This is a genomic window from Duganella sp. 3397 (genome assembly GCF_031456625.1).
Classification (GTDB): domain Bacteria; phylum Pseudomonadota; class Gammaproteobacteria; order Burkholderiales; family Burkholderiaceae_D; genus Rugamonas; species Rugamonas phyllosphaerae.
This window is the reverse complement of the sequence record NZ_JAVDVB010000002.1, coordinates 200,942-222,579: the sequence shown is the minus strand read 5'-3', so window position 1 is coordinate 222,579 and position 21,638 is coordinate 200,942. Positions and strand designations below refer to the sequence as shown.

Here is a 21,638-nt window from a genome sequence, read left to right as displayed (position 1 = left end):
CAAGACAATGTTACCCTTCTCGTTGCCCACCGTGAAGGAATCCGACCATGACATTACCAGCCGAAACACCGTTCGACCAACCCGACCTCGCAGCCTTGCTGGAACACAGCGACGCTGAGGCGCTGGACACCTTGGGTTTCGGGGTGATCGGTTTTGACGACGACGGCCGCGTCCAGCGTTACAACGCGTTCGAATCGCAGGCGGCCGGCCTGCGCGCCGCACGCGTGCTGGGCCAGGACCTGTTTCTCGCGGTGGCGCCGTGCATGAACAACTTCATGGTGGCCCAGCGCTTTGCGGACGCGCGGACCGAAGGCGTACCGCTCGACGACACCATCAACTACGTGCTGACCTTGCGCATGCGCCCCACCAAAGTCAAGCTGCGGCTGCTGTACCTGCCCGGCGCCACGCTGGGTTACGTGCTGGTGCAGCGGCCGTGAGCACCGCCCCCGACCATCCCGATGCGCAGGAATACGAAGCGCTGCTGCAATTCATGTACATGGCGCCGGTGGGACTGGTGCAGCTTGACGCCGATGGCGCCATCCAGATGCTCAACCCGGTGTCGGCGCAACTGCTGATGCCGCTCAGCCGCGACGGCGAACTGATCAACCTGTTCGACGCACTGGCGCCGGTCGCCCCCGATCTGCGCCTGCAATGCGCCAGCTACGCCGCGCCGCAAGGCCCGATCTGCGACGCCATCCGCCTGTATGTGCACGCGGACGACAAGACCGGCGGTCCCCAGGTGATGTCGCTCAGCATGTTGAAACTTGACGCCGACCGCTTGATGGCGGTGCTCACCGACGTCACCGAACAAGACCGGCGCGAGCGCCAGTTGCGCAAAACCGATGCCTGGCTCAATGCCATCATGACCAATATCAGCGACTACGCCCTGGTCAGCCTCGACCGCCAGGGCCGGGTCGAATCGTGGAACGAAAGCATACAGCGCGTGACCGGCTACGAGGCAGAGGCCATCAAGGGCCAGCCGTACGCCCGCTTCTATCCCGACGGCGCCACCACCGAGGCGCAGCAACTGGACCGCCTGCGCGAAGCCGACGAGAACGGCTGGACCCTCGACGAGGGCCTGCGCCAGCGCGCCGACGGCAGCGAATTCTGGGGCAGCGCGATGATTTCGCCGCTGCCCGCGCGCGCCGACGACACCGCGCCTTCGCCAGTCCCCCGGACCGATGGCGATCCTGCTTACTGCATGATCATTCGCGATATTTCCGACCGCCGCGACCTGAGCGAAAACCTGCGCAAGGCCGCCTACAGCGACCACCTGACCGGGTTGTCGAACCGCCGCGCCTTCTTCGAAGCAGCCGACCTGGAACTGACGCGCCGCCTGAAAGCCGTGCGCCCGGTGGCGCTGCTCGTGATCGACGCCGACCATTTCAAGGCCATCAACGACCGCCATGGCCACCCGGCCGGCGACGCGGTACTGGCCCACCTGGCCCAGACCATGCGCAGCGTATGCCGCCAGGTGGACGTGCTCGCCCGCATCGGCGGCGAGGAATTCGCCGTCATCCTGCCGTCCGTGGCGCTGGACGACGCGCGGGTGATTGCCGAACGCCTGCGCGCCGAGGTGGTGCGCACCCCCGCCCTCTACGAACAACAGACGATCGCCTATTCGATCAGCATCGGCGTGGCGGTCATGGACGATACCCTTACCGGCTTCGATGGCCTGATCAAGCGCGCCGACGAAGCGCTGTACGCGGCCAAGCGGCGCGGCCGCAACCAGGTAGCGATCTGGCAGAACCCGGCACCGGAGCAGGCATGAGCGAAGGCGAACTTGCTTACGAAGCGCTGGTACAGTTCCTGTACCGGGCGCCGGTGGCGCTGATCCAGTTGCAAAAGGACGGCGCCATCGAACTGCTCAACCCGATGGCCTCGCGCCTGTTGATGCCGCTGGCGCCGGACGGCGACATGGAAAACTTTTTCCACGTGCTGCGCCGCCACGCGCCGGATTTGCCGCAGCTGTGCGCCCAATTTTCGGACCAGCAGGGCGTGGTCTGCGAAGGCCGCCGCATCGTCGTTGACGAAACCCATGGCGCTGCCGACGGCCCTGCCGTGCTTTCGCTCGGCCTGCTGAAACTCGACGACAACCGCTTGATGGCGGTGCTGCTGGACGCCACCCACGAAGTGGTGCGCGAACAGCGCCTGCTGGCCAGCGCGGCCCAGCTCGATACGCTCACGCAGTTGCCCAACCGGGCCGGCACCATGACCCTGCTGCGCAAGATGACAGCGCGCACCAGGTCTGCCACCGGCGACCACTGCGCGGTGCTGCTGGTCAACCTCGACCGCTTCAAGCAGGTCAACGATACGCTGGGCAACGCGGCGGGCAACCAGGTCATTACGCTGGTGGGCGAACGCCTGCGCTCGACGCTGCGCTCGGGCGGACGTCCCGGCGACGGCGGCATGGTGATGGAAGCGGTCACCCGCGTGGGCGGCGACGAGTTTGCCGTGCTGCTCGATGGCTTGCCGGAGCCCGGCGTGGTGGAGCGCATCGCCAGCCGCCTGCTCGAGCGCCTGGGGCTGCCCTACCGCGTGCGTGAACAGGAGCTCGCGCTGACGTTCAGCCTGGGGCTGGTGGTATTGAAAACCGGCGAGAACGATGCCGACGACCTGCTGCGCGACGCGGCCATCGCCATGGCCGTGGCCAAGGCGCAGGGGGGCAACCGCGCAGTGGCGTTCGAGCAGGAAATGCGCGACCAGGCACTGCTGCGCAGCAGCCTGGAAGCGGATTTGCGCACCGCCGTCGAGCGCGCCGAACTGTTCAATGTGTACCAGCCAGTGGTGGGCCTGCTGGCAGACGGCCACACGGATCCGGGCGCGGGCGTGGAAGCGCTGGTGCGCTGGCGCCACCCGGTGCGCGGCCTGGTGAGTCCCATCGATTTCATCGGCATTGCCGAATCGACCGGCCTGATCCACGCGATCGGCGAGCAGGTGCTGGCCACCTCATGCCGCGACTTCGTCGCCTGGCAGCGGCGACTGGGTACTGCCGCGCCGCGCCTGCTGGCGGTCAACCTGTCACGCGCGCAACTGACCCAGGCCGACCTGTGCGACAAGGTGGCCGCGATTCTGGCCGCCAGCGGCATGCCGGCGGCGCAACTGCAACTGGAAATTACCGAAAGCCTGGCGGCGCAAGGCGCCGATATCCAGCACCAGCTGCTCGGCCTCAAGCAACTTGGCGTGAAGCTGGCGCTCGACGATTTCGGCACCGGCTATTCGTCGCTGTCGAGCCTGCACCTGCTGCCGGTGGATACAGTCAAGATCGACCGCTCGTTCGTGAGCCTGGCAGCGGGCAGTGCACACCACAAGGTGCTGATCGAAGCGACGGTGCTGGTCGCCCGCAGCCTGGGCATGACCACGGTGGCGGAAGGCATCGAAACCCTGGAACAGGCCAATGTGGCCCATGCGCAAGGCTGCGACAAGGGGCAAGGTTATCTGTACAGCCGGCCGCTCGAGAGTGCAGCGTTGCAGCAGTGGCTCACTGCGCACACGGCGCAGCCAGCGGCTGCGCATTAATTCAGCCCCAGCGGTTGGCGGCAAACCAGCCGCCGGCGGCTGCGGCCGCCGTGAGCACCGCGCCCCAGGCGATATCGGCCAGCGTCAAGCCCAGCGGCCAGACCTTGAGGATGGCGTAATTGGTCAGATCGTAAGTGGCGTACGCGGTCAAGCCCAGCACCGCGCCATGCACTGCTGCGGTCTGCCAGCTGACTGAGCGCAAGCCGGGGGCCACGGCCAGGAACGCCACGCCGGCGGCAAACAGCAGGTAGAAGGCGGCGGCGCTGGCCAGCCGCGGTTGCGGCAGCATCAGGTCCCCCAGCGCCGACTTGTAGGCGGGCGCCATGTACAGGCCGATCCACAAGGCGTCGAGGATCAGCATGGTGAGCAAGGTGCCGCCATAGGCCAGCAGCCACTGTTGCACGCTAAGGGCTTGCGCCGGATCGGTAGCAGGCATGGGATGTCCTTTATCTCGACAACTGGTTTGCTTCGGGACGATAAATCTGACCTTGCACGGCATTCAAGCGCGGCGGCATGATTTTCAGCGCGTACGCGATGGTCTCGCGCAGCGGCTTCGCGCGTAACTCGCTGTCGTACGGCGTGCACCGCTGCGGCAGGCCGTCGGCGCGGCGCGCCTCTTCCCAATGTTGCAGCCAGCTCACGTTGTCGGCCATTCCCCACAGCAGGAAATCGCGGCAGCGCGGGTAGCTCAGCGTCAGGTCGAGATAATCGCGCGCAATCGCCGCCACGCCAGCGTCGCGCGCGGCCAGGTCGGCCGGCAACTGGCGGTCGTTGACATCGAATTCGGTAATCAGGAGGTCGTAGCCCATGCCGGACACTTCGTCGAGGAACTTGCGCCATTCGCTGCCAGCGGCAGTGGCTGCAGCAGGCAACGTGTTGCCGACATGGCTTTGCAGCCCGAGCGCGTCGATCGGCGTGCCGCGTGCGCGCAGCGCGCCCAGCAGCGCCAGCACGCCGGCGCGGTGTTTGGCGCTGCCGGGGCCAGGCCCCATGTAATCGTTGTAGACCAGTTGGGCGCCAGGCGCGAACTGGCGCGCCAGCACGAACGCCATGTCGATCTGTTCCAGCGCACCCATCTTCTGGTTCAGGACGTTGACGATCAGCTCGCCGGTCTTGGGATCGACCGCCTCGTTGACGACGTCGTAGCTGAACATGTCACGGCCGAAGTGGGTGCATACCGCCTTGATGTGCTCGGTCATCAGGCGCTCGGCCACGCGCGCTGGCTCCGGGCCGAAATCGTACTGGTTGACCCAGTCCGGCAGCCAGCGCCGCGATTGCCACAGCAAGTTATGGCCGCGCACCAGCATGCGCTGCTCCCTGGCCCACGCGACCATCTCGTCGGCGGCCGCAAAGCGGTGCGGCCCCGGTTGCGGCTGCAAGGCCGGCCACTTGGTGGCGTTCTCGGACACGACCACACCGCATTCGCGCTCGAGCAGCTGACCGTAAGCGGTGTCGGCAAAGCGGACGCCTGCCCCCGCCCCGCCTCGGCCGCCGACAGCGCAGCCGAAGCGCATGCCTTTTCTGGCGGCGATATCTTTCAACGATACGTCGCTGGCAGCGACGGCGGGCAACATCAGGGCGCCGGCGGCGGCGCCAAACATGGTGAGTACGGTTCTGCGGTTGGGCATGGCTCTCCTTCGAGGAGTTGCCATCTTAATGCAAGCGGCGCACGCTGGACAAGGTTTGCTTTGCTGACGGTAGCGATCTGGACGGCAGCGCCGGTCGCAGGTATTCTTGGGCGACCACCACTGATAAAGGATGCACCATGATCGTCGAATTACGTGTTTATCACTGCCTGCCGGGCCGCCTGCCCGCCCTGCACGAGCGCTTCCAGAACGTCACGCTGCCCCTGTGGGAAAAACACGGCATCGAACCTGCCGGCTTTTTCACCACCCTGGTGGGGCCCAGCAACCAGACCCTGACCTACCTGCTCAAGTGGAACAGCCTGGCCGAGCGCGAGACCAAATGGAATAATTTCATGGTCGATCCCGAATGGATAACAAAACGCGCGGCGTCCGAAGCCGAGGCGCCGATCGTCGGCCATATCGAGAATTCGTTCCTGTCGCCGACCGGGTATTCGCCACTGCGCTGATTTCCGCTGCAGGATTTTTTGTGGCAGGCCTCTACGCAGACGGCTTAACGACCGACTTGGCAGAGGCCTTCGTCACAGGCTTGGCTGCCGATATCCTTTCGTCCGGTGGAATGACTTCTACTTTAAACCGTACATTCAGTGCACCAAGGACGCGCGTGATCGTCTCCATGCGCGGCTGGCTATTCGGCCGTAGCGCCTTGTATAAACCTTCGCGCGCCAGGCCGGACGCCTTGGCGATTTCCGCCATCCCTCGCGCACGCGCCACGTCGCCGACCGCAGCTGCAAAGATAGCAGCATCATTTGTTTCCAATGCCTGAGTAATGTAGGCAGCAGCAGCCTCATCGCTGGTAATGTATTCCGCAGGGTCGAATTCGATCAGACCCAGTCCGTCCAGATCGGCCAGAGTGATTCCGTGCTCATCCATGATTAACTCCCTACCGATGTATTGTCTGTGAATAATGGCGTTGCGCCTGGAACTAAAGGCATCACTGTTTAGGGGACTTGGCTGCCGGCTTTGCGGTTGGCTTGCCGACCGTTCTGGTCCTCGCCGCAGACGCAGTCTTGATGTTTGCAAGCGCCCTTCGCTGCTGCAATGTCCGACGCCTGAGTACGCTTGATCCCGCCGGCGAGCAAGAAAGTAAAGTACCCTCGACCTCGATGTAGTAAACCCTCCACCCGGCGCCGAAATGAATCCGTAGCTCCTTCAGGCCATCCCCAAGAGACCTGGTATCACCCAGGCCGCGTTGAAGATTAGAAATCTTCTGAACAATGGTCGCCCGAGTAATCTCATCCTTGATTCCGTCAAGCCAGGCCTGAAACGATGGAGTGAGCTTCGTCGTCTTCATGCATCCATTGTATTCACTCGATTACGGTGCTGCAATCTAAAATACCCATGGATGGATAATTTTCGCGTGCAGCACCTGGGCTACATTACTGGGACAGGTTCTTACCAGCGGTACGTCGCCGACAACACCGCGTTGCGCTTGGCGCCAAACCAGCAGTCGCCCCGGCTCAGGCACGTGGCCACGTAGGTTTTGTTGCCGAGGTTGTTGACGTTGAGCGCCACGCGCCAGCTCGGGCTGTCCCATGACAACATGGCGTCGACCAGGGTGACGTCCGGCGTGGTCGGAGCGTTGCCGTCGCGGAAGGCGTTCATGTGGCGCACGCCGCCGCCCACCGACAACCCGGTCACCCCGGCAGCGGCAAAGCTGTACTTGGTCCACAGCGACGCCTGTTGCGACGGGATACCGTTGAGCTGCTCGTCGAGGTCGATGTAGTTGTACTGGGCAATCAGTTCCAGCCCCCTGGCCACCTGGCCGCGCGCTTCCAGTTCCACGCCACGGGCGCTGGTGCTGTCGAGCTGGGCCGACAGCACTGGCGTGACGGCCACCAGCTGGTTCTTTTCTTTCCAGCGGTACGCGGCAGCGTTCAACGACAGGTTACGACCGGCCGGCTCGTACTTGACGCCCGCCTCCCATTGCTCGCCGCGCAGCGGCTTGAAGACCTGGCCCTGGGCGCTGTTGGCCACCGGGGTGAACGATTCGCTATAGCTGACATACGGCGACACGCCGCTGTCCGACAAATACATCAAGCCAGCGCGCTTGGTGGTCGCGCTCGATTTCTGACTCTCCGCGCCCTCGGTCTCGTTGCGCGCCTTATCGTGGCGCAGGCCCAGGGTGAGCAGCAGTTTCGACGTCAGGCTCAGTTGATCCTGCACGTAGAGGCCGGTCTGCTTCTGGGTATTGGCCGCCAGCAGCGCCAGGTCATCGAAGGTAAAACCGGTATAGACCGGGTTATAGACGTCGATCTGGGTCGCCACCGGGTAGCCGGCCGAGCCGGTCTGCTTGTAATGCAGGTAGTCCACGCCGAGCAGCAGCTTGTGCTTGATGCTGCCGGTGACCAGGTTGCCTTCCACCGAGTTATCGAGGCCGAACACCTTGGTCTGTGCCAGCGCGGCGCTGGCAAAGCGGTCCACCACGCGCTGGTTGACCGGGTCGGCGTTGAAACCGCCCGGCAGCGAGAACGAGTCGGCGTAGATGGTGCGGTAGTCGTTCTTGTTGTACGAGTAGCGCATGCTCTGGCGCAGTTTCCAGTCGGGGTTCAAGGCTGTCTCGAAAGTCCAGCCGATGGTCTTGCGCTTGGTGTTGTACTGGTCGAAACCGGGCTCGCCGATGAAGCGGTTGGTTGGAATCTTGCCGTTCGGGTTGCTCGTCAGCACGCCGGACCACGGGAAGAACTGCGAGGTGGAGCCGGTTTTATCATCCTGCCAGAGGGCCTGCAAGGTCAGCGTGGTGTCGGCGTTGGGTTTCCATGTCAAGGATGGCGCCACCAGCGCATGGTCGTCCGGTACATGATCGACCTGGGTGTTGGCGTCGCGCTTGACCGCGACCAGGCGGTACAGCCACTTGCCGTCTTCGGTCAGCGGGCCGGTGAAGTCGCCCTGCACCTGCTTGCGCTGGTAGCTGCCGACCTGCACGCCGATCTCGTTCTGCGCCACGGCCTGCGGGCGCTTGCTCACCATGTTGACCACGCCGCCGGTGCCGCCCTGCCCGTACAGCATGGCGGCGGCGCCGCGCAGCACCTCGATGCGCTCGAGCGTGTACGGATCGGTACGGGCGGTGCTGGTGTAATAGCTCATCGACTTGCGCACGCCGTCCAGGTATTCGTCGGGCGAGACGCCGCGCACCAGCATGCCGTCGTTGCGCGAATCGATGCCGTAGGCGTCCGAGCGCACGCCGGCTGCGTAGTTGAGCGCGTCCTGCAGGTTGCTGGCGCCCTGGTCGATGACCTGGTCGCGCGTGACGATGGTGACTGCCTGCGGGGTTTCCGACAACCTGGTATCGGTCTTCGTGGCTGTGGCGCTGCGTTTGGCCAGGTAGCCGGCAACCGCACTGGTGGCCGTTTCACCCTGTCCCGTCACCAGCACCTGCGGCAGGACGGCGATGTCGGTCGCGGCTGGAAGGGTGGCGGCGGCTTGGTCCTGGGCCTGCGCCAATGCCGGGGCGGCGCTACCCACGGCCAGCTCAGCCAGCAAGACTGCAAGCACCAGGCGGCGCGGTTGAAACGAAGAGACACGGTGCGACATGGTGGGAATTCCTTGTTTTGAGAATGATAATAATTCGCATTCTAAGTAATTCAGCGCGGACCAGCAAGCAACACACGCCTCGCACGGCTATAATGATAATCATTCCTATTATCGATGCACCGTCCACGTGTCGCCCACCACCATGCAAAAACCCGCCTTCACCATGTCGCCATTGGCGTTTGCCGCCTTCCTGTTAGCCACCACCGCCCACGCCCAGAGCAGCACCGCCATCACTGCTGCCGAACCTGAAACGCTGCCAACGGTCACGATTACCGCCTCGGCCGACGCCTCGAAGGACGGCCTGTCGAAAGCCTACGCTGGCGGCCAGGTCGCGCGCGGCGGCCGCCTCGGCATCCTCGGCAACGTGGACATGATGAGCGCGCCGTTCAACGCCACCAATTACACGGCGCAATTCGTCGCCGACCAGCAAGCGGCCAGCATCGGCGACGTGCTGGCTGCCGATCCGGGCGTGCGCGTCACGCGAGGCTTCGGCAATTTCCAGGAGTCGTACGTGATCCACGGCTTCGAGCTGTATTCGGACGACGTCGGCTACAACGGCCTGTACGGCATCTTGCCGCGCCAGTATGTCTCGCCGGAATTGCTCGAACGGGTGGAAGTGTTCAAGGGCGCCAGCAGCTTCCTGAACGGCGCCGCGCCCGGCGGCAGCGGCCTCGGCGGCGCGATCAACCTGGTGCCCAAGCGCGCCGGCAACACCCCGCTCACCGAGTTCACGGCCGGCATTGCCAGCGGCGGCCAGGGCTATGGCGCGGTCGATATCGGCCGCCGCTTCGGTGACAACAACCAGTTCGGCGTACGCGTCAATGCAGTCAAGCGCAAGGGTGAAACCAGTGTCGATGACCAGCGCAGCGAAGTGAGCCTGTTGACGGTGGGACTCGATTACCGCGCCGGCAACCTGCGCGTTTCGGCCGACCTCGGCTACCAGGACTTTGACCTGACCGCGCCGCGCCCGAGCGTGACCGTCAGCGGCACGGCCGTACCAGCCGCACCAGACGCTTCGAAGAACTCTGCCCAGCCGTGGACGTACTCGAAAGAGCGCGACACCTTCGGCACCGTGCGCGCCGAATACGACGTCAACCAGAACGTCACCGCCTGGGCAGCCTTCGGCGGCCGCGCGGGCGTGGAAAGCAACAGCCTGGCGAACATGACCTCGTTATCAAGCGACGGCTCCGCCAGCTTCTACCGTTTCGACAACGCGGGTAAACGCAACACGCGCACCGGTGAAACGGGCGTGCGCGGCAAGCTGGCCACCGGTGCGGTCACGCACACGCTGGTGGCGTCCGCCTCGGGCTTCTGGCTCGATTCGCGCAACGCCTACGGCTTCGGCGGATTCGGCCTCGGTAATACCAACCTGTATGCGCCGACCACGACTTTCATTCCCACGTCCGCCCTCTCCTACGGCAACGACATCAACGATCCGCGCACCACGCAGAAGGCTATCCTGTCGAGCTACGCCATCGCCGACACCATGGGCTTCCAGGGCGACACGGTCCTGCTGACGCTCGGCGCGCGCCGCCAGACCATCAAGGACCAGGGCTACGCCTACAACACCGGCCTGGCCACCGCCACCCACTACGACGCCAGCGCCACCACCCCGGTCGCGGCCGTGGTCTACAAGGTGCGCAGCGACCTGTCGCTGTACGCCAACTACAGCGAAGGCCTGGTGCAAGGCGGCATCGTCGGTAGCGATTATTCGAATCGCGGCACGGTACTGTCGCCATACAAGACCAAGCAGAAGGAAGTCGGCGTCAAATATGATGGCGGCAAACTCGGCATGACCGCGGCGCTGTACACCGCCGCCAAGCCGATCGGCACCGGTGTGCTCAACGGCCTGTACTCGCTCGGCGGCGAACAGCGTAACCGTGGCCTCGATGTGAGCGTGTTCGGCGTCCCTGCGCAGGGCTTGCGCCTGCTCGGCGGCCTGTCGCTGCTCGAAGCCGAGCAGCGCGGCACCGCGTTCTCCGGCAAGGACGCGCTCGGTGCGCCGAAGACCCAGCTCAACCTGGGTACCGAGTGGGATGTGCCCGGCGCGGCCGGGCTGGCCCTGACTGCCCGCGCGATCTACACGTCCAGGCAGTACATCAACCCGGCCAATACCATGGAAATCGGCGCGTGGACCCGCTTCGACCTGGGCGCGCGCTACGTCACCCGCATTGCCGACCGCGACGTCACCCTGCGCGCGCGCATCGACAACGTGGCCGACCGCAACTACTGGGCCTCGGCGGTGGTGTCGTCCGACTCGGGCGCGCTGGTGCTGGGGGCGCCGCGCAGCGTCACGCTGTCGGCCACGGTAGGCTTCTGACCGCTCCGATAGTGTCAGAGCAGTTGGCGGATTTTTTCTCCCAGCATGTCGAAGCGGAATGGCTTGGGGATGATGTCGAGCGGCGTGCCCAGGTCGCCCTGCTCGGGTAACTGGTCCATGTAGCCGGTGGCAGCAAGCAGCTTCACCTGCGGGTAGTCGCGCGCCACCGCCTGCGCCAGCGCGATGCCGCTCATCCCGCCCGGCATCACGATGTCGGTAAACATCAGGTCCACCTGCTCGCCCCGGGCCAGGTACGCCAGCGCAGCGTCAGCGCTTTCAACCGGCTTGACCTGGTAGCCGAGCGCTTGCAGGAACTCGGTGGTCAGCATCAGGATGTCGGCATTGTCGTCCACCACCAGCAGGCGCTTGCTGCGCCACCGGCTGCGCTCAACCTCGGCCGGCGCATTTTCGGACGCCTCTGCCGCCCCCGCTGCCGCCTTGTCCGCAGCCGGTGCCGGTGGCGACGCAGGCGCGGACGGGAACCTCAGCGTGACCGTGGTGCCCTTGCCCAGCGTGCTGGCAATGTGCAGCTTGCCTTGCGACTGTTCGGCAAAGCCATGCACCATTGCCAGGCCCAGGCCGGTACCTGGTCCCTTGGTGGTAAAAAATGGTTCGGTCGACCGCCGCACCACCTCTTCGGCCATGCCGGGCCCGCTGTCCTGGATCGCCACTTCCACGCACGGATGGGCGCCGTTCGCCAGCAGCTTCGCTGGCGCCGTGCCGGTGAACTCCCGGGTGGCAATCGTGATCGCGCCGCCATCGGGCATGGCTTCGCGCGCATTCTTGACCAGGTTGAGCAGCGCCGAGTCGAGATGGTCGGCATCGACCTGGCACTGCGGCAAGTTGGTACCGAGGTCGAGGCGCAGCGTGATCGACTTGGGCAAGGTGGGTCCCAGCATGTCCGCCAGGCCCAGCACGACCTGGTTCAGCGACACCAGCTTGGGATGCAGATTCTGCTTGCGGGCGAACGACAGCAGTTTCTGGGTCAGGCGGGTGGCCTTGTCCAGCGCGCCCCGGCTGCGCTCAAGGGCGTCGATGGCCGAATTCGATCCGTGCAACTGGCGCGTGGCCAGTTCCAGGTTGCCGGTGGCCACGTGCAGCAGGTTGTTGAAGTCGTGCGCCAATCCCGCCGTCAGCGCGCCGATCGCTTCCATTTTTTGGGCCTGGATCGACGACTGGTGCTGGTTGAACTTGTCGGTAATGTCGAGCTGGGACGCAAAATAATACAGCAGCTCGCCGTCTTTATCGAAGACCGGCCCCATGAATAGCCCGTTCCAGAACGGCGTCCCATCGGCCTTGTAGTTGAGGATATCGACTGCCACGGCGCGGTGCTCTTCGATACCGTGCCTGATCTCGGCCACCGTGTCGCGGTCGGTATCGCCCCCTTGCAGGAAGCGGCAGTTGCGGCCCAGGATCTGGCCTTCCGCATAGCCGGTCAGGTCCAGGAAAGCGCCGTTGGCAAACACGATCGGGTTATCGGGCTGGCGCGGGTCGGTAATGATCATCGGCATGCGCGTCATTTCGACCGCCGCAAAAAATACATTGCCACGGTCCTCGATACCGTCCTTGCTGACGTAGGTGGCCTGCCAGTGTTCCATGCCGGGATTGCCCAGCGGGTTGTAACTGCTGCCGTCCATCTGGCCGTCGGCCTTGATGCCGGTTGCCCCGTCCGCAGATGCGTCGCCACCGTGGTCGCGCACCGATTTTCCGATTGCCATGGTTCCTCCTGTTGAACTCGCAAGGTAACATTGGCGTTAAACAAATTCTGTGAGGTTGCTAACTTGTCGCGCAGGGCAAGAAAAGACACGATTGTTTTTTCAACAGCGTGGAGAGTTGCCAGCATGGCGATTTTCGGCAATAATGCGATTAATTCTCATTTGCATATGGCGCCATGTCTGCGGTCACTTCCGTCCCCTGCCCCGATGTGGCAGAAATGTATTGCACCCATCGCCGCTGGCTGCACACCTGGTTGCAGCGCCACCTGGCCGACACCGGCACCGCAGCGGATCTCACCCAGGACACCTTCATCCGCGTGCTGACCACCCGTTCCATGCAAGCGCCGCGCGAATCGCGCGCCCTGCTCACGCACATCGCCAAAGGTTTGCTGATCGATTACTGGCGCCGCCGCGACATCGAACAGGCGTATCTGCAAGCGGTCGCCCATCTTGCCGAGCACGAAGCGCCTTCGCCCGAAACCAGGCTGATGCTGATCGAAGCACTGGTCGCCGTTGACAACATGCTCAGCACGCTGAAGCCGTTGACGCGACAGATGTTCCTGATGGCACAGCTCGAAGGCATGACGCTGGCCGAGATTGCCGTCCGCACCGGCAAACCGGCCATCACGGTGCGCCGCCACATCAGGCGTGCGCTGCTCGCCTGCATGAGCACGCAACAATAACCCGGTCCGGCGCCCATGACTTCCACCACGCCGGTTCCCTACGCGCTGCTCGAAGAAGCCGCCGACTGGGTGATCACCCTGTGCTTTGGCGAACCGCATGCGAGCGACCGGCAAGCGTTCGCGCAGTGGCACGCGCGCAGCCCCGCGCACGCAGCGGCGTGGGCCAGGGCCGAGGCCATGCATCGCAGTTTCGAGCAGGTATCGTCCCCACTCGGCGCGACGACACTGCAAGGAATCGATCACGGCAGCCGCCGCCGCACCCTTGCCAGACTCGGCGCGCTCCTGGTGGCCGTGCCGGCAGGCTGGCTGACCTGGCGCACCTGGCACGAGCTGGCGCCGCCGCAATGGACGGCCGACGTGGCGACGTCCAAGGGGGAGCGGCGGACCCATACGCTGGGCGACGGCACCGAGCTCACGCTCAACGGCAATAGTGCCGCCGATGTCGTGTTCACCGAGACAGAGCGACGCGTGATCGTGCGTGCCGGCGAGGTCCTGGTCGTCACGCATGCCGACCGCACCCCCGCTCCCCGTCCGTTCCTGGTCGAAACACCGCACGGCACGGCGCAAGCACTGGGTACCCGCTTCAGCGTGCGCCTGGCGAACGGCGCCACCCGCGTGGCCGTGATCGAGCATGCGGTGCGGATTGCACCGCGCAGCGGCCAAGCGCGGCTAGTACACAGCGGGGAGCAGGTCACGTTCGACCACGCCACCGTGCTGCAGTCCGGCGCCGTGGATCCCAACAGCTACCTGTGGCAAAACGGCATGCTGGTCGCGCGCAATATGCGCCTGGCGGACGTGATCGCCGAACTGGACCGGCACCGTCCCGGCTTTCTGCGCTGCGCTGCGTCCATTGCCGACCTGCGCGTGTCCGGCGCACTCGCGCTCGACGATGTCGATGCCAGCCTGGCCACGCTGGCCCAGCGTTTCCCGGTGCGGATCCGGCGCTTGCATCCTTACTGGACCGTGGTTGAGCCGCTGCCCACATCGGCCACGGAAAAATATTCGACGAAAAAGTGATCACTTTTTCCGCCTCGTCCGGCGTAGAGGGTAATGGCGTCCATGCACGCTGCCATCCACTTCGATCCAGGAACCTGAACAACCATGAAACCTACCCTTCACCGCGCGCCCGGCCTGCGCCCGACCACCCTTGCCCTGGCCCTGATGCTGATCGGTACCGGCGCCCTGTCACTGGCGCCGCTCTCAGTCCATGCGCAACAGGCGCCAGCCAAGCGCAGCTATGCCATCGCGGCCGGCCCGCTCGGTGATGTGCTGGCCGAGTTTGCGGCCGTCTCGGGCGTGCGGCTGGTGTTCGAGCCGGCCCGGTTCGACGGCATGCGTAGCGCCGGCTTGCGCGGTGAACATGGTATTGCTGACGGCTTCGCGCTGCTGTTGCACGAGAGCGGCTATCGCGCCGTGGCCGGCAATGGCAGCGAATACATGCTGGTTGCGAACGCTGTCAGTGCCCGGGCCAGTGCGCCGGTCACCACGCTGGCGGCGGTCACGGTGGTGTCCGATGCGGCCGACGACCCGGTCGCCTACACGCGCCGTACAGTGTCGATCGGCAAGACCAGCCAGGCCCTGAAGGAGATTCCGCAATCGGTCAGCGTGGTCACGCGCCAGCGCATGGACGATCAAAACCTGACCTCGCTGTACGATGTGCTGGAAAATGTGACGGGCGTGGTCACCACCCAAAGCCCGATGGCAGGCAAGTATTTTTTCGCCCGTGGCTTTCCGATCACCTCGCTCCAGTACGATGGCGTGCCGCTCACGCGGCAGTTCTATTCGCAGGCAAGCAGCCTCACCGAAAACATGGCGCTGTATGAGCGGGCCGAAGTGCTGCGCGGCAGCGCCGGCCTGTGGCAAGGCGCCGACAGCATGGGTGGCGCAGTCAACCTGGTGCGCAAGCGCGGACAGCAGGAAAAAACCACGGATGTCATTGCCAAGGCGGGGTCGCACGATTTGTATGGCGCGCAGCTCGATCTCAGCGGACCGCTCAACGAGAGCGGCACCATCCGTGGCCGCGCCGTCCTCGACCACGACCGGCGCAACACGTTTATCGACTTTGTGGGCAGCAAGAACCTGACGGTCTACGGCGCCATCGATATCGACCTGACGGCGCGCACCACTGCGGGCTTCGGGGTCAGCCACGAAAGAACCGATGCCACGCCGTCGTTTGCGGGCTTGCCGCGCTACGCGGACGGTGGCGACCTGGGCCTGCGGCGCGGCACCTTCCTCGGCGCCGACTGGAACGACCTGTCGAACCGCCAGACGCGGTTGTTCGCGGACCTGGCCCACCGGTTCGACAACGACTGGCGCCTGAAGGTGGGCGCGGTGTACATGGATGAACACAACAAGTCGCTGTACAGCTATGGCCAGGGCAACATAGGGCGCGCCACCGGCACCGGCGCTACCCGGGTCGGTGTCGCCACCGACTTTGCCGGCGAACACGCCGGCTTCGACGCCTCGCTCAATGGCGCGTTCCAGGCTTGGGGCCGCGCCCACGAAGTGATCGTGGGTGCCAATTACTCGCGCTACACGTCGGACGACCGCTACGCCATCGCCGCCACCGGCCTGGGCACGGTCGATGTATTCAACCCCGACCCCTACCAGCCGAGATTCGACATGGACCGCCTGGCCGCGCTGTCCGGCGGCGTGTCCACCGGCGCCTACACCGTCACCAGCAAAGGACTGTACGGCACGGCGCGTTTCGCGCTGAACGACCGCCTGCACTTGACTGTGGGCGGGCGCACCAGCTGGTACAGCAACAAATATGCGTCGGTCACTCGCTGGGGGGCCGATACCGGCCTCACCCGGAGCCGGGGCGAGTTCACCCCGTATGCCGGCCTGACGTATGCCTTCACGCCGAACTGGACTGGTTACGCCAGTTATGCCGAAGTGTTCGTGCCGCAAGCCGGCAGGACGGCCGCGCAAACCACGCTGGCCCCCATCGTCGGCACTAATGACGAACTTGGCATCAAGGGCCAGTTGTTCGCGCAACGCGTGAACGCCTCGCTGGCCCTGTTCCGCTACCTGCAGGAAAACCGCGCCGTGCCCGACACCGATGGCGGACTGCTGTGCGACGGCGACTACTGCTCGCGCGCCGCCGGCAAGGTACGCAGCCAGGGGGTCGAGGCGGAGGTGGGCGGCAAAATCACAGCCGATCTCAACCTGTCGGCAGGTTATACCTACAACACGACCAAGTACCTGCAGGACAACACCAACGAGGGCAAGATCTTCAACCCGCAAGTGCCCAGGCACTTGCTGCGCGTATGGGGCGACCAGCAGCTGAGCGGACCGCTGAGCGTGGGGCTGGGCATGAATGTGCAAAGTGGCATCCAGGGGCGGGCCGAAACCGTCACCCAGGGCGGTTACACGCTGTGGAACGCACGCGCAGCCTACCGCCTCGATCGCCGCTGGATGCTGGCACTGAACGTCAACAACCTGTTCGATAAACGGTATTACGCCACCATCGACCGCACCAACTTCGGCGCCGTGTATGGCAACCCGCGCGAATTGGTGCTCACCTTGCGCGGACTGCTCTAGCCAGGGTGGCGGCGCCGGTGGTCGCGCACTGTTGTAATGTTTCTTTGCAAACATTTCATTATTGACGCTATGATGCGCTGCAACAGCACATTCTTTTGCATCCACCGTGAGCGCCTCGCCTGATCAATCCTCTCTCGCCGCGACCGACCGTCCCGGCATGCTGCACCTGTTCGCGCCCTACTGGGGCGCGCGCAAGCGCTGGCGTGCCTGGCTGCTGGTGCTGCTGTGGCTGGCCATCACGCTCGGCTCGTCATGGCTGTACGTCCGCGCCAACGAGCTCACCGGCGAACTGACCGACGCCCTGCTGGCCCGTCGCTGGGATGTACTGAAAAAAGTCATCTGGATGACCATCGGCGTCGGCTTGCTGGTCGGTGCACTGGGCGTGGTGCGCACCGCCATCATCGACCTGATCGACCTCGACTGGCGCACCTGGCTGAGCAACCACTACCTTGAACAGTGGTTCAGCTCGAATGCCTACTACGACATCGATCCAGACGGTGCGCTCTCGAACGCCGACCAGCACATCGCCGAAGATGTCAGGCTGTTTGCCAACAGCAGCGTGGTCAACATCTCCAACATGATCAACGTGATCGTCAACATCGTGGCCTTCACTGCGGTCCTGTGGGGGCTGTCGGGCACCCTGACCATCCCCATCGGCGATGGCAGCCTGCGCATTCCCGGCTACATGGTGTATGTCGCGCTGCTCTACAACCTGGCGTACCTGATGCTGGTACACTGGGTGGGCAAGCGCCTGATCGTGCTGGGCATGAAACGCCAAACGGTGGAAGCGAACTACCGTTACAGCGCCATGCAGGTGCGCGAAAACGCCGTGCAGATCGCCCTGTACGGCGGCGCCGACAACGAATTGCAGCGCTTGCGCCGCCGCTTCGCAAAAATCCGCGACAACGTGCTGGCCACGGTCGCGCGCAACGCCAAGTTAGAGATGACCCGGACTGTCTACGGCCACCTGTTCGCCGTACTGCCCACGCTGACCGCCCTGCCGCGCTATTTCGCCGGCGAAATCACCATGGGCGGCGTGACCCAGGCCGTGGGCGCCTTTGGCCAGTTGAGCGCGTCGCTCGGTTACTTCCAGGAGTCGTACAAGAGTTTCGCGATGTGGCTGGCGCTGGCCAACCGGCTGCGCGATTTTTCCTGGGCCATCAACAAGGCGCAGGCGCGGCCGAACGGTTTTACCGTGGCGCGCGCCAGCCAGGACGGCATACACAGCAGCGTGCTGACCCTGCGCACCCCGGACGGCGACGCGCTGGCCGACGTGGCCCCGCTGCAACTGGCGGCAGGCAGCCGCACGCTGGTGCGCGGCCCGTCCGGCACCGGCAAGAGCACGCTGCTGCGCACGCTGGCCGGCCTGTGGCAGCACGGCGCCGGCACCGTCACGCTGCCGGCCGCGGCCCGCATCATGTTTTTGCCGCAGCGTAGCTACCTGCCGAGCGGCACCTTCAAGGCTGCCATGTGCTACCCGATGATGCCCGACCAGTTCGACGACGCCACCTGCCGCCGCGTGCTGGACGCCTGCGGCCTCGGCGGCCGCATCACGTCGCTCCATACGCGCGACAACTGGCAGCAATTGCTGTCCGGCGGCGAACAGCAGCGCGTGGCGTTCGCCAGGGTGCTGCTGCAACGGCCCGACTTCGTCTTCCTCGACGAAGCGACCAGCGCACTCGACCCGGCCACCGAGGCCAGGCTGTACGAGGCCTTGATCAGCGAACTGCCCGACACCGCCATCATCAGCGTGGCGCACCGCACTGCGGTAGCCAAGTACCACGACGACATCATCGAGCTGGTGCCGAGTGCGGCGCAGGCGGCGTGACATGTGGCAAGCCCCGGTCGTTCGATTGCACCGGCTATCCATTTCTCCTCAATGCGCCGACAGCATCGCTTCGGCACCTTGCTTGTCGTGAACCGCAAACCTGTCAACCAACGTAGAGCTTGCTTCATTCAGGCCGATGATCTCGACAGCAACAGCCTCGCGGCGGAACTTGAGCACAACCTTGTCGAGCGCGCTGACTGCCGTGATGTCCCAGAAATGCGCGCCTGTCAGGTCTATTCGGACAGTGTCGAGGACTTCCTTGAAATCGAAGGATTTGATGAAGTTGTCCGCTGAGGCAAAAAACACCTGGCCAGTCACCACATAGGTGCGAGCGCGGTCCGCGTCTTGCCTGCGTGAGCTGATGTGCAGGATGCGCCCGATCTTGTGCGCGAAGAAAAATCCGGAAAGAATCACCCCCACCAGCACGCCCTTGGCCAGGTCGTGGGTCGCGACGACGACGATCACGGTGGCGAGCATCACGGCACTTGAACTGATGGGGTGCTCGCGGAGATTGCGCAGCGAGGACCAACTGAAGGTACCGATCGCAACCATGATCATGACCGCGACCAGCGCTGCCATCGGGATGCGCGCCACCCAATCGCCAATGAATACCACCATCAGCATTAGGAAAACGCCGGCAGCGAAGGCGGACAACCGGCCGCGCCCACCCGACTTGACGTTGATGACGGACTGGCCAATCATCGCGCAGCCGGCCATCCCGCCCAGGAAGCCGGTCGTGATGTTGGCAATGCCCTGTCCCACGCATTCGCGGTTCTTGTTGCTGTTGGTGTCGGTCATGTCATCGACAATTGATGCGGTCATCATCGATTCGAGCAACCCGACGACCGCCAGTGTCGCGGCCACCGGAAAAATAATGGTCAAGGTCTGCCAGGTCAATGGGATATCGGGCAGGAGGAAAACAGGCAGGCTGTCGGGCAGTTTGCCCATGTCGCCGACCGTGCGCACGTCGAGACCGAGGAACATCGACACGGCAGTCAGCACGACGATCGTCACCAGCGGCGACGGAACCGCCTTCGTGATGTACGGGAACAGGTAAATGATGGCCAGGCCGGCACCGGTCAACGCATACACTTGCCAACCGACATGGGTGAGCTCGGGCAACTGGGCCATGAAAATGAGGATAGCCAGTGCATTGACGAAGCCCGTGATCACCGAGCGCGAGACAAAGCGCATCAGCACGCCGAGGCGCAGCGCGCCGGCCAGAACCTGCAGTACGCCGGTCAGAATGGTTGTGGCCAGCAAGTACTGCAAGCCATGCTCCTTCACCAGCGTGACCATCAACAAAGCCATTGCGCCGGTAGCGGCTGAAATCATGGCGGGACGTCCCCCGGAAAAAGCGATGACCACCGCCATCGAGAACGAAGCATACAAGCCGACCTTGGGATCGACTCCGGCAATGATGGAGAAGGCGATTGCCTCGGGAATCAACGCGAGCGCAACGACAACGCCGGCCAGCAGATCATGTGGAATATTGGAGAACCAATCACGGCGGATGGTTGATGGGGACATGGTTTTTCCTTCCCAGCCGGTGTGGCTGGCGTTAACTTGAAAGATGCAGCCGATCGCGCGCCAGGAGACAGGCGCACGCGGACTACGGCAAGAACGATGACGCAAAGCGACCATGCCCGCATGAGCGAGCTGGTGCAAATTGGATCACGCAGGAAAAGATGTTACGGCGGAGTAACGGAGCAGAAGTACCCGAGCGGCATACCCGAGCCGGCGAACACGGGAACCCCGGGCCTTGTTGCCGCACATTGCGTGGCGCGTGGCGCGCGCGGATCGCAAACTGCGGGGGCAAATGGAGGGTTCTGGGCGGTCATGGGCATCATTTTGAAGCTCAGCAACCGACTTCGTCAAGGGGAAGAGATATGCTGCGCGCCCCCCCAACGATTCGATAATGATTGAATTGTCGAAGTATCGAGTTTATTATGCTTCCATAATTATTGAATAATGAAAGCAGTTACGATGGATACCAAAGAGGTTCTGGCCGCGCTGGCGGCTATTGCGCAGGAAAGCCGGCTGGCCATTTTCAGGTTGCTGGTGCAGGTTGGCCCCGGCGGCATGGCGGCCACCAAGATTGCCGAGCAGCTCGAGATCGCGCCGTCGTCGCTGTCCTTTCACCTCAAGGAACTGACGCACGCCAGGTTGATCACCTCGCGCAGCGAAGGCCGCTTCGTCATCTACTCGGCCGATATCGGTGTGATGAACGGCTTGATCGGCTATCTCACCGAAAACTGTTGCGGCGGCATGCCTTGCGGACCGTCGGCCTGCCAAACCACTGCATCCACCTGACCGGAGAACTCCCCATGCAAGAACATGTTTGCACCGTACTGTTTCTCTGTACCGGCAACTCGTGCCGTTCCGTGCTGTCTGAAGCCACTTTCAACCATCTCGCCCCAAGCGGCCTGAAGGCGATCAGCGCCGGCAGCCAGCCCGCCGGCAAGCTGCATCCGCGCGCAGTTGCGCTGTTGCACAGCAAGGGCATCTCGACCGAGGGCTACTACAGCAAATCGTGGGACGACCTGCCAGTGACACCAGACATCGTGGTCACCGTGTGCGGCAGCGCAGCCGGTGAAACCTGCCCGGCCTACCTCGGCCCGGTGCTGCGCACGCATTGGGGCGTTGACGATCCCGGCCACGTGGTCGGTTCCGAGGAAGAAATCAACATCGCCTTCGAGCAAACCTACCGCATCATCCGCGCCCGCATCGAGGCGTTCCTGGCATTGCCGCTGGACCAGCTGGCCAACGACAGGGCGCAGTTCAAGGCCGAACTCGACAAGATCGGCACCATCCTGGCCTGAGCCGCAGCCGCGCATTTACGGCCGGCCCCAG

At 64.2% G+C, this 21,638-nt stretch carries 18 protein-coding genes; 11 read left to right on the top strand and 7 right to left on the bottom strand.

Translation table 11 applies throughout. The features are described 5' to 3' along the window. Positions 1-47: 47 nt before the first annotated feature. Genes J2X54_RS05670 through J2X54_RS05660 form a run of 3 tightly spaced genes read left to right on the top strand, consistent with a single transcriptional unit; the run spans position 48 to position 3,519 of the window. The gene (locus tag J2X54_RS05670; RefSeq protein ID WP_310178897.1) at positions 48-437 is read left to right on the top strand and encodes a phosphonate transporter; all 390 of its coding nucleotides are present in this window, start codon (positions 48-50) and stop codon (positions 435-437) included. Next, on the top strand, positions 434-1,771 hold the full coding sequence (locus tag J2X54_RS05665; RefSeq protein ID WP_310178892.1) for a diguanylate cyclase: 1,338 nt from the start codon (positions 434-436) through the stop codon (positions 1,769-1,771). Before J2X54_RS05670 ends, J2X54_RS05665 begins: the two co-directional genes overlap by 4 nt. Further along, a complete protein-coding gene (locus J2X54_RS05660) occupies positions 1,768-3,519 on the top strand; it encodes a bifunctional diguanylate cyclase/phosphodiesterase (protein WP_310178890.1) in 1,752 nt (583 codons plus the stop codon). The genes J2X54_RS05665 and J2X54_RS05660 overlap by 4 nt, the downstream gene beginning before the upstream one ends. Before the next feature lies 1 nt (position 3,520). Here J2X54_RS05660 and J2X54_RS05655 read toward each other — a convergent pair whose 3' ends face one another. Beyond that, positions 3,521-3,955: a DUF2177 family protein gene (locus J2X54_RS05655; RefSeq protein WP_310178888.1), complete on the bottom strand. Its 435-nt coding sequence runs from the start codon at positions 3,953-3,955 to the stop codon at positions 3,521-3,523. Positions 3,956-3,965: 10 nt separating this feature from the next. Then, complete coding sequence (locus J2X54_RS05650; protein ID WP_310178886.1) at positions 3,966-5,147, bottom strand: endo-1,4-beta-xylanase; 1,182 nt, start codon at positions 5,145-5,147, stop codon at positions 3,966-3,968. Between the two features lie 137 nt (positions 5,148-5,284). Between J2X54_RS05650 and J2X54_RS05645 the strand changes: the two genes are divergently transcribed. Further along, entirely contained in the window at positions 5,285-5,611 is a 327-nt protein-coding gene (locus J2X54_RS05645; protein WP_070247244.1) for an NIPSNAP family protein, read from the top strand. A 31-nt stretch (positions 5,612-5,642) separates the two neighbouring features. On the opposite strand, the gene J2X54_RS05640 is transcribed toward J2X54_RS05645, so the two are convergent. The 3 genes from J2X54_RS05640 to J2X54_RS05635 form a co-directional block, all read right to left on the bottom strand. Further along, complete coding sequence (locus J2X54_RS05640; RefSeq protein ID WP_070247243.1) at positions 5,643-6,035, bottom strand: addiction module antidote protein; 393 nt, start codon at positions 6,033-6,035, stop codon at positions 5,643-5,645. Between the two features lie 61 nt (positions 6,036-6,096). After that, positions 6,097-6,456, bottom strand: coding sequence for a type II toxin-antitoxin system RelE/ParE family toxin (locus J2X54_RS25720; protein WP_404990883.1), 360 nt, complete (start codon positions 6,454-6,456; stop codon positions 6,097-6,099). A 101-nt stretch (positions 6,457-6,557) separates the two neighbouring features. Beyond that, positions 6,558-8,696: a TonB-dependent siderophore receptor gene (locus J2X54_RS05635; RefSeq protein WP_310178883.1), complete on the bottom strand. Its 2,139-nt coding sequence runs from the start codon at positions 8,694-8,696 to the stop codon at positions 6,558-6,560. Positions 8,697-8,838: 142 nt separating this feature from the next. Between J2X54_RS05635 and J2X54_RS05630 the strand changes: the two genes are divergently transcribed. Beyond that, entirely contained in the window at positions 8,839-11,016 is a 2,178-nt protein-coding gene (locus tag J2X54_RS05630; protein ID WP_310178881.1) for a TonB-dependent siderophore receptor, read from the top strand. A gap of 14 nt (positions 11,017-11,030) precedes the next feature. Here the strand turns inward: J2X54_RS05630 and J2X54_RS05625 are convergent, their stop codons facing one another. Beyond that, the gene (locus J2X54_RS05625) at positions 11,031-12,734 is read right to left on the bottom strand and encodes an ATP-binding protein (protein ID WP_310178879.1); all 1,704 of its coding nucleotides are present in this window, start codon (positions 12,732-12,734) and stop codon (positions 11,031-11,033) included. 215 nt (positions 12,735-12,949) lie between these two features. Here J2X54_RS05625 and J2X54_RS05620 point away from each other — a divergent pair, with 215 nt between their 5' ends. The 4 genes from J2X54_RS05620 (at position 12,950) to J2X54_RS05605 (ending at position 18,785) form a co-directional block, all read left to right on the top strand. After that, positions 12,950-13,414, top strand: a complete 465-nt coding sequence (locus J2X54_RS05620) for a sigma-70 family RNA polymerase sigma factor (protein ID WP_310178876.1) — start codon at positions 12,950-12,952, stop codon at positions 13,412-13,414. A 15-nt stretch (positions 13,415-13,429) separates the two neighbouring features. Continuing rightward, on the top strand, positions 13,430-14,431 hold the full coding sequence (locus J2X54_RS05615) for a FecR domain-containing protein (RefSeq protein WP_310178870.1): 1,002 nt from the start codon (positions 13,430-13,432) through the stop codon (positions 14,429-14,431). An 84-nt stretch (positions 14,432-14,515) separates the two neighbouring features. Beyond that, positions 14,516-16,957, top strand: a complete 2,442-nt coding sequence (locus J2X54_RS05610) for a TonB-dependent siderophore receptor (protein ID WP_310178869.1) — start codon at positions 14,516-14,518, stop codon at positions 16,955-16,957. 106 nt (positions 16,958-17,063) lie between these two features. Then, on the top strand, positions 17,064-18,785 hold the full coding sequence (locus tag J2X54_RS05605; RefSeq protein ID WP_310178867.1) for an ABC transporter ATP-binding protein/permease: 1,722 nt from the start codon (positions 17,064-17,066) through the stop codon (positions 18,783-18,785). Positions 18,786-18,833: 48 nt separating this feature from the next. On the opposite strand, the gene J2X54_RS05600 is transcribed toward J2X54_RS05605, so the two are convergent. Further along, the gene (locus J2X54_RS05600; protein WP_310178865.1) at positions 18,834-20,315 is read right to left on the bottom strand and encodes a SulP family inorganic anion transporter; all 1,482 of its coding nucleotides are present in this window, start codon (positions 20,313-20,315) and stop codon (positions 18,834-18,836) included. Positions 20,316-20,771: 456 nt separating this feature from the next. On the opposite strand from J2X54_RS05600, the gene J2X54_RS05595 reads away from it, so the two are divergent. Both J2X54_RS05595 and J2X54_RS05590 read left to right on the top strand, forming a co-directional pair. Continuing rightward, positions 20,772-21,098 (top strand): metalloregulator ArsR/SmtB family transcription factor, encoded by a 327-nt coding sequence (locus J2X54_RS05595; RefSeq protein ID WP_310178863.1) that lies wholly within the window; start codon positions 20,772-20,774, stop codon positions 21,096-21,098. Positions 21,099-21,112: 14 nt separating this feature from the next. Beyond that, on the top strand, positions 21,113-21,607 hold the full coding sequence (locus J2X54_RS05590) for an arsenate reductase ArsC (protein WP_310178860.1): 495 nt from the start codon (positions 21,113-21,115) through the stop codon (positions 21,605-21,607). Positions 21,608-21,638 lie beyond the last annotated feature (31 nt).

Excerpts from the sequence above, each read along its gene's own strand:
- J2X54_RS05670 (WP_310178897.1), top strand. The coding sequence starts at position 48 with ATGACATTACCAGCCGAAACACCGTTCGACCAACCCGACCTCGCAGCC.
- J2X54_RS05595 (WP_310178863.1), top strand. The coding sequence starts at position 20,772 with ATGGATACCAAAGAGGTTCTGGCCGCGCTGGCGGCTATTGCGCAGGAA.
- J2X54_RS05640 (WP_070247243.1), bottom strand. The coding sequence starts at position 6,035 with ATGGATGAGCACGGAATCACTCTGGCCGATCTGGACGGACTGGGTCTG.
- J2X54_RS05610 (WP_310178869.1), top strand. The coding sequence starts at position 14,516 with ATGAAACCTACCCTTCACCGCGCGCCCGGCCTGCGCCCGACCACCCTT.
- J2X54_RS05655 (WP_310178888.1), bottom strand. The coding sequence starts at position 3,955 with ATGCCTGCTACCGATCCGGCGCAAGCCCTTAGCGTGCAACAGTGGCTG.
- J2X54_RS05600 (WP_310178865.1), bottom strand. The coding sequence starts at position 20,315 with ATGTCCCCATCAACCATCCGCCGTGATTGGTTCTCCAATATTCCACAT.
- J2X54_RS05645 (WP_070247244.1), top strand. The coding sequence starts at position 5,285 with ATGATCGTCGAATTACGTGTTTATCACTGCCTGCCGGGCCGCCTGCCC.
- J2X54_RS05615 (WP_310178870.1), top strand. The coding sequence starts at position 13,430 with ATGACTTCCACCACGCCGGTTCCCTACGCGCTGCTCGAAGAAGCCGCC.
- J2X54_RS05620 (WP_310178876.1), top strand. The coding sequence starts at position 12,950 with ATGTATTGCACCCATCGCCGCTGGCTGCACACCTGGTTGCAGCGCCAC.
- J2X54_RS25720 (WP_404990883.1), bottom strand. The coding sequence starts at position 6,456 with ATGAAGACGACGAAGCTCACTCCATCGTTTCAGGCCTGGCTTGACGGA.
- J2X54_RS05630 (WP_310178881.1), top strand. The coding sequence starts at position 8,839 with ATGCAAAAACCCGCCTTCACCATGTCGCCATTGGCGTTTGCCGCCTTC.
- J2X54_RS05590 (WP_310178860.1), top strand. The coding sequence starts at position 21,113 with ATGCAAGAACATGTTTGCACCGTACTGTTTCTCTGTACCGGCAACTCG.
- J2X54_RS05660 (WP_310178890.1), top strand. The coding sequence starts at position 1,768 with ATGAGCGAAGGCGAACTTGCTTACGAAGCGCTGGTACAGTTCCTGTAC.
- J2X54_RS05650 (WP_310178886.1), bottom strand. The coding sequence starts at position 5,147 with ATGCCCAACCGCAGAACCGTACTCACCATGTTTGGCGCCGCCGCCGGC.
- J2X54_RS05635 (WP_310178883.1), bottom strand. The coding sequence starts at position 8,696 with ATGTCGCACCGTGTCTCTTCGTTTCAACCGCGCCGCCTGGTGCTTGCA.
- J2X54_RS05625 (WP_310178879.1), bottom strand. The coding sequence starts at position 12,734 with ATGGCAATCGGAAAATCGGTGCGCGACCACGGTGGCGACGCATCTGCG.